This window comes from Streptomyces chartreusis, assembly GCF_008704715.1.
GTDB lineage: Bacteria > Actinomycetota > Actinomycetes > Streptomycetales > Streptomycetaceae > Streptomyces > Streptomyces chartreusis.
This window is the reverse complement of sequence record NZ_CP023689.1, coordinates 3,055,331-3,067,947: the sequence shown is the minus strand read 5'-3', so window position 1 is coordinate 3,067,947 and position 12,617 is coordinate 3,055,331. Positions and strand designations below refer to the sequence as shown.

Annotated in this window: 11 protein-coding genes; 8 read left to right on the top strand and 3 right to left on the bottom strand. The window is 71.5% G+C overall.

Features of this window, described 5'->3' with window-relative positions:
- Positions 1-6: 6 nt before the first annotated feature.
- Complete coding sequence (locus CP983_RS12750) at positions 7-2,937, bottom strand: tetratricopeptide repeat protein (protein ID WP_150499667.1); 2,931 nt, start codon at positions 2,935-2,937, stop codon at positions 7-9.
- Positions 2,937-4,772, bottom strand: a complete 1,836-nt coding sequence (locus CP983_RS12745; protein WP_150499666.1) for an HSP90 family protein — start codon at positions 4,770-4,772, stop codon at positions 2,937-2,939. Before CP983_RS12745 ends, CP983_RS12750 begins: the two co-directional genes overlap by 1 nt.
- Positions 4,773-4,962: 190 nt before the next feature.
- On the opposite strand from CP983_RS12745, the gene recG reads away from it, so the two are divergent.
- From recG to mutM, 8 genes are all read left to right on the top strand, one after another.
- Positions 4,963-7,170: an ATP-dependent DNA helicase RecG gene (recG, locus tag CP983_RS12740; RefSeq protein WP_150499665.1), complete on the top strand. Its 2,208-nt coding sequence runs from the start codon at positions 4,963-4,965 to the stop codon at positions 7,168-7,170.
- A gap of 81 nt (positions 7,171-7,251) precedes the next feature.
- Positions 7,252-7,854 carry a 16S rRNA (guanine(966)-N(2))-methyltransferase RsmD gene (gene rsmD / locus CP983_RS12735; protein ID WP_150499664.1) on the top strand — a complete coding sequence of 201 codons (603 nt, stop codon included), beginning with the start codon at positions 7,252-7,254 and terminating at the stop codon, positions 7,852-7,854.
- A 26-nt stretch (positions 7,855-7,880) separates the two neighbouring features.
- Entirely contained in the window at positions 7,881-8,360 is a 480-nt protein-coding gene (gene coaD / locus CP983_RS12730; protein ID WP_214335770.1) for a pantetheine-phosphate adenylyltransferase, read from the top strand.
- A gap of 61 nt (positions 8,361-8,421) precedes the next feature.
- Positions 8,422-9,486 (top strand): cell division initiation protein, encoded by a 1,065-nt coding sequence (locus CP983_RS12725; protein WP_150499663.1) that lies wholly within the window; start codon positions 8,422-8,424, stop codon positions 9,484-9,486.
- Between the two features lie 138 nt (positions 9,487-9,624).
- Positions 9,625-10,269, top strand: coding sequence for a YceD family protein (locus CP983_RS12720; protein WP_125527596.1), 645 nt, complete (start codon positions 9,625-9,627; stop codon positions 10,267-10,269).
- 2 nt (positions 10,270-10,271) lie between these two features.
- Positions 10,272-10,445, top strand: coding sequence for a 50S ribosomal protein L32 (rpmF, locus tag CP983_RS12715; protein ID WP_007493396.1), 174 nt, complete (start codon positions 10,272-10,274; stop codon positions 10,443-10,445).
- 19 nt (positions 10,446-10,464) lie between these two features.
- Positions 10,465-11,253 (top strand): ribonuclease III, encoded by a 789-nt coding sequence (gene rnc / locus CP983_RS12710; RefSeq protein ID WP_107902422.1) that lies wholly within the window; start codon positions 10,465-10,467, stop codon positions 11,251-11,253.
- 124 nt (positions 11,254-11,377) lie between these two features.
- Complete coding sequence (gene mutM / locus CP983_RS12705; protein WP_150499662.1) at positions 11,378-12,238, top strand: bifunctional DNA-formamidopyrimidine glycosylase/DNA-(apurinic or apyrimidinic site) lyase; 861 nt, start codon at positions 11,378-11,380, stop codon at positions 12,236-12,238.
- Here mutM and CP983_RS12700 read toward each other — a convergent pair.
- On the bottom strand, positions 12,211-12,612 hold the full coding sequence (locus CP983_RS12700; protein ID WP_150499661.1) for a winged helix-turn-helix transcriptional regulator: 402 nt from the start codon (positions 12,610-12,612) through the stop codon (positions 12,211-12,213). The two genes, mutM and CP983_RS12700, sit on opposite strands and share 28 nt — an antisense overlap.
- Positions 12,613-12,617 lie beyond the last annotated feature (5 nt).

Genomic DNA, 12,617 nt, shown 5'->3' with positions numbered 1-12,617 from the left:
CGGGCCCTACGCCCCGTCCTGCTCCCGCACCACCTGAAGCATCTGCTCGGCCTCCTGCCGCCGCTCCAGCACCGTCCCGTCGTCCTCGCCGGCACCCGCGTACGCCGCCAGCACCGCACGCGCGCGTGCCGCCGCCGCGGCCGGGCGGCCCAGGTCGGCCTCCAGCCAGCCCGCGGCGAGCTCCGCGCCGGTACGGCTGTGCAGGACGTCGTCGCCGAGCGGCGCGAACACCTCGACGGCCAGCGACACCTGGGTCAGGGCCCCCTCCAGCATGTCCCGGATCGACTCGTCCTCGGCGTCCTCCGCGGCCGAACGCGCCAGCAGGTCGCTGAACTGGCGGTGGGTGTGGCCGAGTTCGGCGACGAGACGCTCGCGCGACTCCTCGTCCTCGGCCTCGTCCAGCGCCGCCCGGCACTCCTCGACCGCGCTCGCCATCAGCTCGGACGCGGTGTCCTCCCGGTCGTCCTCGCCGAGCGCCAGCCACGCGCGTGCACGCAGCGAGCGGACCAGGCCGTGCACGTTGCCGACGGAACGCCACAGCGCGCCCGCGCGCGCGTACGCCCGGTCCGCCTCCGCGTGCAGGCCCGCATGGCCGAGGGACTCGGCGGCGAGGTGCGCGAGCGTGGCGTGGTCGTGCTGCTCGGGCCAGTGCCGGGCGATCTCGGCGGCCTGCAGCCGGCGTTCGGCCGCCGCCCGGTGCTCGCCCAGCTCGCTCAGACTGTCGCCGAGCCACCACTGCGTCTGGACGACGGCCCCGTCGCCGTGCGTCTCGGCGGACAGGTCAGGCAGCGCCGACTCCAGCACCTCGGCGGCCTCGGCGAATCGTCCCTGCCGCAGCAGGAACCCGCCCAGCTGATGCCTCGCCCAGGCGCCGAGCGTGCGGCTCTCGCCCGCCTCGTCGGCCCAGTGCGCCGCCTCCAGGGCGTGCTCCGCGGCCTCCTCGGACAGTCCCCGGTCGCCGAGCACCTCGGCCAGCTGGAGATGCAGCTGGGCCCGGCCCGTGGCCTCCAGCTGCGGCCCGCCGTGCTCCAGGGCCGCCCGCAGCGCCCGCTCGGCCTCCGCCATCTCGCCGAGATGGTGCGCGAGCCCGGCCAGCCGGGCCTCGTACTCCACCGCGAACCACGGCAGCCCCGCCCCGACGAACGCCGCGGAGGCCCGCGCGAACAGCTCCGCGGCCCCCTCCACGTCCCCCGCGAGCGCCGCCAGCTCCGCGAGCATGGCCTGCGCCTCCGCGATCCGCGAGGCGAGCCGTACGTCGTCCCCGGGCTGCCCGCCGACGAGCGCCAGCACCTCACGGGCGGCCGCCTCGGCGTCGGCCGCGAGGACCTCCGGCAGCCCGCCCTCCGCCTCGTGCACCCGCCGCATCAGGATCCGCGCCCGGCTCATCAGCACGGCCGCCGTCTGACGCACGCCCGTGCCGTCGTCGGCGTACAGCGCGAGCACCCGGTCGTAGAGACCGGCGATGATCGTGCGGGCCTCGGACACCTCGCCCGTGAGGGCCCGTACGTACGCTCCACGCGCGCGTGCCGCCAGCGCCTCCCCGGGGTCGCCCGCCTCCGCGTACAGCCCGGCGGCCTCCTCGAACAGGGCGATGCCCTCCGGGCCCAGGTCCATCGCACGGTGGTCGGCGATCTCCGCGCGGTCGCGGGCGTCCAGCCCGACGCCCTCGGCGGCCCGCGAGACGGCCGCCCACGCCTCGACGGCGTCGGGCTGAAGGGTGTCCGACAGCCGCCGTGCCTCGGCGATCAGCGCCGGCAGGTCGGGCCGGGAGTCGTCGGGGGAGCCGGCCGCGACCGGCGCGGGCACGGCCGGCGCCGGCCGGGCCGTCGTACGCACTCCGAGGGGCAGCCGCTCCACCAGGGGCTCCTGATCCATGCGCGCGCGTGCCCGTTCGCTCACGTGGGCCGTGCCGTTGCGTTCGTCGAAGCGGGCGGCCAGCGCGAGCGCCTCCTCGCGCGCGTGCACGGCGAGTTCGCCGGCGGTCCAGGTGCGCCCCGCCGGACCGGGCACCCGCCGCTCGCCAAGACCGAGCGCGCTCAGGCGGCCCATCAGCAGGGCCACCACCGTCATGAACTCCAGCCTGCTGCGCGGATGCCCGTCGTCCGTGAAGTACGCCGGCCGCTCCGCGAGCAGCTCCAGGCCGCGCGCCTCGTTGCCGGTCAGCACGCAGAACTCCACGTGGTCCGCGTACGCCCCGCGCATGCTCTCCATGGCCCGCACGAGCCGGAAGCCGCGCAGATGGTTGGCGCGGGCCTCGTCCACGCGGCCCAGGCGCAGCAGCGGCGTCAGGGACGACGCGAGGACCGTGTGCGGCTCGTGGGCGCAGGTGAACTCGCCCTCCAGCACCGGACCCCACAGCCGGATCGCCTCGACGTCCCGGCCCCGCTCGGCCTGCCACCACCCCTGCCCGTGCAGCTCGCACGCGTGGCAGTCGGCCATGGCGTCCCGGTCCGCGGCCAGCCAGGCGCCGTACGCCCGCTCCGCCCGCGCCACGTCACCCACATGCGCGGCCACGCTGAACTCGGCGCCGCGCACCGCTCGTTCGGAGTGCCCGGCGAGCCGGTAGCGGTGCCCCATCTCGCCGAGCCACTTCTCGATGGAGGCCAGCGGGACGTGCGGCTGGTCGAGCATGCCGGACGACATCCACTTGAAGACCCAGTGCAGCGAATGCGTCTCGTACTCGTCGAAGTCCTCGGGCCGCTCGTCCCACATGCGCAGCAGCCGCGCGAAGGGGACGAACATCTTCCCCTTCTCGGAGCTGTAGTTGTAGACCTTCATCTGATGCCCGAGCGCCTCGATCACGGCCAGCGGGATCTTCAGCTTCTCCGCCTCGGCGAGCAGCTGCTCCGCGCGCGCGTTGCGGGCCGGACCCTCCGGTTCCTCGCCGTTCTCCGCCATGGCCCGGCGCAGCGAGTCGAAGTCGGTGATCTCGCTCATCAGCGGCCTTCCTCGCCGTTCGTGGCCCACTCCAGCAGACCGATGAAGGCCCGGTTCAGCAGAGCCGAGTCGGCGGGCCTGAGCGGGCGCTGCGCCATCAGCAGGGCCTGCCCGTACAGGGACTCCGTCGCGGTGCCGATCAGCTCCGCGTCGCCCAGCGAGGCGATCCGCCGGATCAGCGGGTTGAGATGGTTAAGCACGAGACGCGCGCGTGGGGCGCTGCCGCGCAGCGAACCGAGGATGCCCGCCCACAGGTCGTCGGCCTGCTCCTGAGCCTCGGCCCGCGCCTGCTCGTGCCGGGCGGCCCGGTCGTCCAGGTGCAGCGCGGGCACGGACAGCGGATGGAAGGCCCGCAGGACGACGTCACAGCCCAGCGGGTCCAGCTTCGCCCGCGCGGCCGCCAGGAAGCCCGACAGGGCCAGCTCCTCGGCCGGGTCGACCGCGTCCAGATGGGCGGTCACGGTGTCCGCGTCCAGCTCCGCGACGACCGTCCCCGGCCGCACCGACGGCAGCGCCTCGATCAGCTCGCTGTCGTACGTGTAGCCGCCGTTGATCACCCCGACGCCCTGCGCGGAGGCGATCGGCGCGACCTGCCGGTACTCCTCCACGGTCCGCGTGAAGTGCACCACCGCGTGCCGCTGCGCGAACTCCTCCAGGGACAGCCGCCCGTCGGACGTCTCGAACGGCAGCCACGGCAGCATCGTGCGCAGCATCTCCCGGTCATGCCGCGCCAGGGACTTCACGCCCAGGTGGTGCACGGACAGGAACGCCGCCAGCCGCTCCGGATCACCCGCCGCCAGGCCCGTCAGCCAGGACCGAATCCTTTCCCCCAGCGCCTCCCGTACGGCCGCCAGCGTCTCGTCCTCGTACAGCGCCTCGCGCGACGCCGTGGGCCTCAGGCTGTCCGTGTCGAGCACACAGCGCACGAAGAACGCCCAGTCGGGCAGCAGCTGTTCGGCCCGCTCCGTCAGCAGCATCCCCTTGAGGTGGACGCGATGACCCGCCCGCCGGGCCGGGCTGACCGCGGCCGGCAGGACGTACGCCACCCCGCGGATCCCGGCGAGCGGCACGTTCAGCTCGATCGAGTCCAGCGGGGTGAAGCCGAACAGGTCCTGACAGTGCCGGGCCAGCGCCACCCGGCGGTTGGCGGGGGAGGGGTACGAACGGTCCCAGGGCGCCGGCAGGTCGGTGACCGCCTCGCCGCCGACCCGGACGTCGTACGGCAGCAGCGAGCCGAAGTCCCGGGCCAGCGCCAGGACCCGGTCCTCGGCCAGCCACTCGGCGGCACCGGCGCGCGCCACGAGGTGCACGGTGGTGCCGGGTTCGGGCCGGGCGTCGTCCGGCAGGGTCCGCACGGTGTACGAACCGTCGTCCGCCGCCGTCCACTCCACCGGCGGCGCGTCCGGAGTGCGGGCGCTGCGGCTGACCACCCGGATCCGCTCGGCGACCACGAAACAGGCCAGCAGACCGATGCCGAACTGCCCCAGGAAGTCGGACCGGGCCTCCTGAAGCCCCTCCGCGCGCTTGGAGCTGCGACCGATCGTGGCGAGGAGGTCGTGCACGTCCGCCTCGGTCAGCCCGATCCCGGAGTCCTCGACCCGCAGCTCGCCCGACTCGGCGTACAGCCGCACCACGGCGGGCGCGCCGGGCTCCTCGGCACGTCTGGCCGTGACGGCGTCGACGGCGTTCTGCAGGAGCTCGCGCAGATAGACCTTGGGACTTGAGTAGAGGTGGTGGGAGAGCAGGTCCACCAGACCGCGCAGGTCGACCTGGAACGTATGAGGAGAGTGGGGCGGCTGAGGGGCCTGGGATGACTGTGAGGTCTGGGAGTCCATCGTCGCAGCGCCGTTGGGGGGTCTCGGGGACGGCGCGGGGTCGGGCGGTCCCGGTGAGGCGGTGACCGCGAAAGGATGGCCGGAGCGCGCCATCCTAGGGCCGAAGCGAACCGCCTGACCAGGGGTTTCCGGGACGTTTACCGGGACGGCCGCATCGGCCTCTACGGCTTTGTCAGTGCCGTGGTGTGGAATGGATCTCGTGCCCGCACTGGAAGAACCACTGAAGAAGGTGCTCGGCCCTCCCACCGCGAAGGTGATGGCCGAGCATCTCGGCCTGCACACCGTGGGCGACCTGCTGCACCACTATCCGCGCAGATACGAGGAGCGCGGCCAGCTCACCCACCTCGCCGACCTCCCGATGGACGAGCACGTCACCGTGGTCGCCATGGTCGCCGACGCGCGCCTGCACACCTTCGCCTCCAGCAAGGCCCCCCGGGGCAAGGGCCAGCGCCTCGAAGTCACGATCACCGACGGCAGCGGCCGCCTCCAACTGGTCTTCTTCGGCAACGGCGTTCACAAGCCCCACAAGGAGCTTCTGCCGGGCACCCGCGCGATGTTCGCGGGCAAGGTCTCCGTCTTCAACCGCCGCCTCCAACTGGCACACCCGGCCTACGAGTTGCTGCGCGGGGACTCGGAGGAGACCGTCGAGACCTGGGCCGGCGCCCTGATCCCGATCTACCCCGCCACCGCCAAGCTGGAGTCCTGGAAGATCGGCAAGGCGATCCAGACGGTCCTGCCCAGCGCCCAGGAAGCCGTCGACCCGCTCCCCGACACCCTCCGCGAGGGCCGCGGCATGGTCGCGCTCCCCGAGGCACTGCTGAAGATCCACCGCCCGCACACCAAGGCCGACATCGAGGGCGCCCGCTCCCGCCTCAAGTGGGACGAGGCCTTCGTCCTCCAGGTCGCCCTGGCCCGCCGCCGCTTCGCCGACGCCCAACTCCCCGCGGTCGCCCGCCGCCCCGCCCCGGACGGCCTCCTCACCGCCTTCGACGCCCGCCTCCCCTTCACCCTCACCGAGGGCCAGCAGAAGGTCTCCAAGGAGATCTTCGACGACCTCGCCACCGAGCATCCGATGCACCGGCTGCTCCAGGGAGAGGTCGGATCCGGGAAGACGATGGTGGCCCTGCGCGCCATGCTCGCCGTCGTCGACGCGGGTGGGCAGGCCGCCATGCTCGCGCCCACCGAGGTGCTGGCCCAGCAGCATCACCGGTCGATCGTCGAGATGATGGGCGAGCTCGCCGAGGGCGGGATGCTGGGCGGTGCCGAGCAGGCCACCAAGGTGGTGCTGCTGACCGGTTCCATGGGCGCGGCCGCCCGGCGGCAGGCGTTGCTCGATCTCGTCACCGGCGAGGCCGGCATCGTCATCGGCACACACGCGCTGATCGAGGACAAGGTGCAGTTCCACGACCTCGGCCTGGTCGTCGTCGACGAACAGCACCGGTTCGGCGTGGAGCAGCGCGACGCCCTGCGCGGCAAGGGAAAACAGCCGCCCCATCTGCTCGTCATGACGGCGACGCCCATTCCGCGCACGGTCGCGATGACGGTCTTCGGCGACCTGGAGACCTCGGTCCTCGACCAGCTCCCGGCCGGCCGCTCGCCCATCGCCTCCCATGTCGTCCCGGCCGCCGACAAGCCCCACTTCCTGGCCCGCACCTGGGAGCGCGTGCGCGAGGAGGTCGGCAACGGCCATCAGGCGTACGTCGTCTGCCCCCGCATCGGCGACGAGGAGGACGACCCGAAGAAGGCCGGCAAGAAGAAGTCCCCCGAGGACGAGGCCGAGAAGCGCCCGCCGCTCGCCGTGCTCGACGTGGCGGACCACCTCGCCAAGGGACCGCTCCAGGGACTGAAGGTCGAGGTCCTGCACGGCCGGATGCACCCCGACGACAAGGACGCCGTCATGCGCCGCTTCGCCGCCGGCGAGACGGACGTACTGGTCGCCACGACCGTCATCGAGGTCGGTGTGAACGTCCCCAACGCCACCGCGATGGTGATCATGGACGCCGACCGCTTCGGAGTCTCCCAGCTCCACCAGCTGCGCGGCCGCGTCGGCCGTGGCTCGGCGGCGGGCCTGTGCCTGCTGGTCACCGAGATGCCGGAGGCGAGCGCGGCCCGCCAGCGGCTCAACGCCGTCGCCGCCACCCTCGACGGCTTCGAGCTCTCCCGCATCGACCTCGAACAGCGCCGCGAGGGCGACGTCCTCGGCCAGGCCCAGTCCGGCGCCCGCACCAGCCTGCGGATGCTGGCGGTCATCGAGGACGAGGAGATCATCGCGGAGGCGAGGGAGGAGGCGATGACGGTGGTGGAGGCCGATCCGGAGCTGACCAATCTCCCTGGTCTACGGACAGCCCTGGACGCCCTCTTGGACGAGGAGAGAGAGCAGTACTTGGAAAAGGGGTGAAGCGGACCTACCTCAAGGGGCGCGGGGAACTGCGCGACCAGCCACAATGAACCTGCAGTCGCCCACAACCAAGGACCAAAGATGACCCGCGTGATCGCCGGCGCAGCAGGCGGACGTCGCCTCGCAGTCCCGCCAGGTACCGGCACCCGCCCCACTTCCGACCGCGCACGCGAGGGCCTCTTCTCCACCTGGCAGTCCCTCCTCGCAGGCCCTCTGGACGGCGAACGAGTCCTCGATCTATACGCGGGATCGGGCGCCGTGGGCCTGGAGGCACTCTCCCGCGGCGCGAGCCACACGCTCCTCGTCGAAGCCGACGTGCGAGCGGCCCGCATCGTCCGCGAGAACGTCAAGAATCTCGGCCTCCCCGGCGCCGAAGTGAGATCGGGCAAAGCGGAACAGATCATCCAGACCCCGGCGCCCGCCGAGCCGTACGACATCGTCTTCCTCGACCCGCCGTACCGAGTCACAGATCACGATCTTCGCGAGATTCTGCTCACACTCCGCTCAGGGGGCTGGCTAGCGCCGGAGGCGCTCGTCACCGTGGAGCGAAGCACCAGAGGCGGAGAATTCCGGTGGCCGGACGGATTCGAGGCGCTCCGGGCCCGTCGTTACGGCGAGGGAACGTTTTGGTACGGTCGCGCCGCCATGGGCGACAACGCCTCTACGTGCGAAGACGCACGATGACCGGACCGGAGAGCGAGGGAACACAAGTGCGCCGAGCCGTCTGTCCCGGGTCGTTCGACCCGATCCACAACGGGCACCTCGACATCATTTCCCGCGCGTCCAGGCTGTACGACGAGGTCTACGTCGCTGTCATGATCAACAAGTCCAAGAAGAGCCTGTTCGAGGTGGACGAGCGGCTCGACCTGATCCGCGAGGTCACCGCCGAGTACGGGAACGTACGGGCCGAGGCCTTCCACGGCCTCCTGGTGGACTTCTGCAAGCAGCGCGACATCCCGGCCATCGTCAAGGGCCTGCGCGCGGTCAGCGACTTCGACTACGAGCTGCAGATGGCGCAGATGAACAACGGCCTGTCGGGCGTGGAGACGCTCTTCGTGCCGACCAACCCCACCTACAGCTTCATGTCCTCCTCCCTGGTGAAGGAGGTGGCCACCTGGGGCGGCGACGTCTCGCACCTGGTGCCGCCGCAGGTCCTGGAGGCGCTCAACAAGCGTCTGCGCCAAGGCTGAACGGGCGGCTACAGTCGTTCCGTCCGTCTCCATCACAGCTGTAGAGAGTGGCGAGCACACGGTGGACGTACAGAACAAGCTCGACGAGATCGTCGCGGCGGTCTCAGGTGCCCGGTCGATGCCGATGTCGGCCTCGTGCGTGGTCAACCGCGCCGAACTGCTCTCCCTGCTGGAAGAGGTCCGCGCGGCCCTGCCCGGCTCCCTCGCTCAGGCCCAGGAGCTGATCGGCGACCGCGAGCAGATGGTCGAGCAGGCCCGTCAGGAGGCCGACCGCATCATCGGCCAGGCGCACGCCGAGCGCGGCTCGCTGATCTCCGACACCGAGGTCGCCCGCCGCTCCCAGGCCGAGGGCGACCGCCTCCTCGCCGAGGCCCGCAAGGAGGCCGAGGACGTCCGCGCGGAGGCCGACGACTACGTCGACTCCAAGCTCGCCAACTTCGAGGTCGTCCTCACCAAGACCCTCGGCTCCGTCGGCCGCGGCCGCGAGAAGCTCCTCGGTACCGGCCCCGGCCTCGACGAGCAGGGCTACGAGGACGAGGACGCCCCCGAGCGCAGCCACGACCCGGAGACCCTGCGCCGCACGGCCGACCAGTACGTCGACGCCAAGCTCGGCGCCTTCGAGGCCGTACTCGCCAAGACCCTGGAGGCCGTCGGCCGCGGCCGGCAGAAGCTGCACGGCCGGATCGCCACCGACGACCTCGGCGCCCTCTCCGACGACCTCGGCACCGTCCAACACTCCAGCGACGCCGACTACCTCGCCGATCTCGCCGCGCTCGCGGAGCAGGACACCCCGGCGGCCCCGGCCGGGCAGCCGCCGGCGACCGTACCGGCACAGCCGCAGTACGACCCGCAGCCCGTGCAGCCGGCGTACGGCTACCAGCAGACGGACACCTACGGCGGCTACCCGCAGCAGCAGGTCTACGCCCAGCAGCAGGACCCGTACGGCTACCAGCAGGCCGACCCCTACGCCTACCAGGGCTACGACGCCCAGCAGGCGGGCTACGACCAGCAGCAGCCCCAGCAGGCCGCCCAGCAGTCGTACGCCCTCGACGAGACCAGCCTCTTCGACACGAGCATGATCACGCCGGAGCAGCTGAGGGCCTACGAGCAGGGGCGCGGCCAGTAAGGGACCACCGGATTGGGCCGTGAGCGAAAGGTCCAGTATCCTGGCTCTTCGGTCGCGCGTACGTCCGCGATCAAAGCTGCCCAGGAACACCGACGGGCAGTGACCCCTTGAGCTCAGCAGATCGAAAGCAGGAACGGCGTGACAGCCCGCCTCGACCACCGCAACCCTCTCGTGTTCGACACACACGAGCTGGGCCGGCGGCCCGGTGCGCTGCAGCGCCTGACCCGTACGGTCGACGCCCCCAAGGACTTCGGTGTCCAGGGAGTCGTCGGAGTGCCGGAAGGCGCCCCGCTGGAGCTCGAACTCCGGCTCGAGTCGGTCATGGAAGGGGTGCTTGTCACAGGCACCGCCCGTGCACAGGCCGAGGGGGAGTGCGTAAGGTGTCTGGAGCCGCTTCAGCTCGACGTCGAAGCGGAATTCCAGGAGATGTTCTCGTACCCTGACGCCGACGACCGGGGCCGCGTCCAAGCGGAACCGGGCGACGACGCCGAGGACGACGAGGACAGGCTCTTTCTCGAGGACGGCCTGTTCGACCTCGAACCCGTGCTGCGTGATGCGGTGGTGCTCGCACTGCCGATGCAGCCGGTGTGCCAGGAAGACTGCCCCGGCCTGTGCTCCGAGTGCGGAGCCCGGCTGGCGGACGACCCGGACCACCAGCATGACGCCGTCGACATCCGTTGGGCGGCACTGAAGGGACTCGCCGGTTCACTCGGAGACGGCGAGAAGGACGAGATGAGCGGCGCCGAAGCGGAAGCGGGCGTCGACGAGAAGCAGGAGAAGTAGCCGTGGCTGTTCCGAAGCGGAAGATGTCGCGCAGCAACACGCGCCACCGCCGGTCGCAGTGGAAGGCTGCGGTCCCCACCCTGGTTGCGTGCGAGCGCTGCCACGAGCCCAAGCTGCAGCACATTGCGTGCCCGTCTTGCGGCACCTACAACAAGCGCCAGGTCCTCGAGGTCTGAGCGGCTGGTGAGAGGCACTGTGTCCACGCCGAAGAAGAACGCAGCGGACAACCAGGCCTCGTCCCACACGCTGTTGGAAGGGCGGCTCGGGTACAAGCTCGAGTCCGCCCTTCTGGTGCGTGCGCTGACCCACCGTTCCTACGCGTACGAGAACGGCGGTCTGCCGACCAACGAGCGGCTGGAGTTCCTCGGGGACTCCGTCCTGGGTCTCGTGGTCACGGACACGCTGTACCGAACCCACCCCGATCTGCCCGAGGGCCAGCTGGCCAAGCTTCGGGCCGCGGTGGTCAATTCGCGTGCGCTGGCGGAGGTCGGTCGTGGGCTGGAACTGGGCTCCTTCATCCGGCTCGGCCGTGGTGAAGAGGGCACGGGCGGCCGGGACAAGGCGTCCATCCTCGCCGACACCCTCGAAGCGGTGATCGGCGCGGTCTATCTCGACCAGGGCCTGGAATCGGCGGCGGAGCTGGTGCACCGCCTGTTCGACCCCCTGATCGAGAAGTCCTCGAACCTCGGAGCCGGCCTGGACTGGAAGACCAGTCTCCAGGAGCTCACCGCGACCGAAGGACTCGGCGTGCCCGAGTACCTGGTCACGGAGACCGGCCCCGACCACGAGAAGACCTTCACTGCTGCCGCCCGCGTCGGAGGCGTCTCGTACGGCACCGGCACCGGCCGCAGCAAGAAGGAGGCGGAGCAGCAGGCTGCTGAGTCCGCGTGGCGGTCCATCAAGGCCGCCGCGGACGAGCGAGCCAAGAAGGCGGCCGAGAACGCCGCCGAGGACGACGCCGACGCGCCGTCCGCCTCCGCCTGACCGAACAGCGCGATCCGAGCGCCCGACCCTTCGCCGGGGCGGGCGCTCGGCCCATTCAGCAGGCTCCGCGGGACGCACGGGGTGCGAGAGCCCTACGTCCCGTCGCAGGTGTACAGGGGATCCGATGCCCGAGTTGCCCGAGGTCGAGGTCGTACGGCGTGGCCTGGAGCGGTGGGTCGCCCATCGCACGGTCGCCGACGCCGAGGTGCTGCACCCGCGTGCCGTACGGCGGCACATCGCCGGCGCCGACGACTTCGCGCACCGGCTCAAGGGCCACCGTGTCGGCGTCCCCAGCCGCCGTGGCAAGTACCTGTGGCTGCCCCTGGAGGACACCGGGCAGTCGGTCCTGGCGCACCTCGGCATGAGCGGTCAGCTGCTGGTCCAGCCGCATACCGTGCCGGACGAGAAGCACCTCAGGATCCGGGTGCGGTTCGCGGACGCGCTCGACACCGAGCTGCGGTTCGTGGACCAACGCACCTTCGGCGGGCTGTCGTTGCACGACAACACCCCGGACGGACTGCCCGACGTCATCGCGCACATCGCGCGCGACCCGCTCGACCCGCTCTTCGACGACGACGCCTTCCACCAGGCCCTGCGCCGCAAGCGCAGCACCATCAAACGGGCCCTGCTCGACCAGTCGTTGATCAGCGGCGTCGGCAACATCTATGCGGACGAGGCCCTTTGGCGCGCCCGTCTGCACTACGAGCGCCCCACCGGCACCTTCACCCGCCCCCGCACCCAGGAACTCCTGGGCCATGTGAGGGACGTGATGAACGCGGCCCTCGCGGTGGGCGGCACCAGCTTCGACAGCCTGTACGTCAACGTCAACGGCGAGTCGGGCTACTTCGACCGCTCACTCGACGCGTACGGCCGTGAAGGGCTGCCCTGCAAGCGGTGCGGTACGCCGATGCGCCGGCGGCCCTGGATGAACCGGTCCAGCTACTTCTGCCCGAAGTGTCAGAGGGCGCCGCGCGTCTCGTCATAGTGCCGGCGTGCTTCGAGCACGTCGTCCATCTGCCCCTCCACGAAGTGGATGAGGCTCAGCAGCCGCTCGGCGACCCCGCGTCCCAGCGGCGTCAGTTCGTAGTCGACCCGTGGCGGATTCGTCGGCTGGGCGTCGCGGCGCACCAGGCCGTCGCGCTCCAGGGCGTGCAGGGTCTGGGACAGCATCTTCTCGCTGACGCCGTCGACCCGGCGGCGCAGCTCGTTGAAGCGCAGCGAGCCGTCGTACAGGGCGCCCAGGGTCAGTCCGCCCCAGCGGCCGGTGACGTGCTCCAGCGTGACGCGCGAGGGGCAGGCCTTGGCGAACACGTTGTACGGGAGGTCCTGCGCCTCCATGAGCTCCTGCGTGGTGTCCATGACTG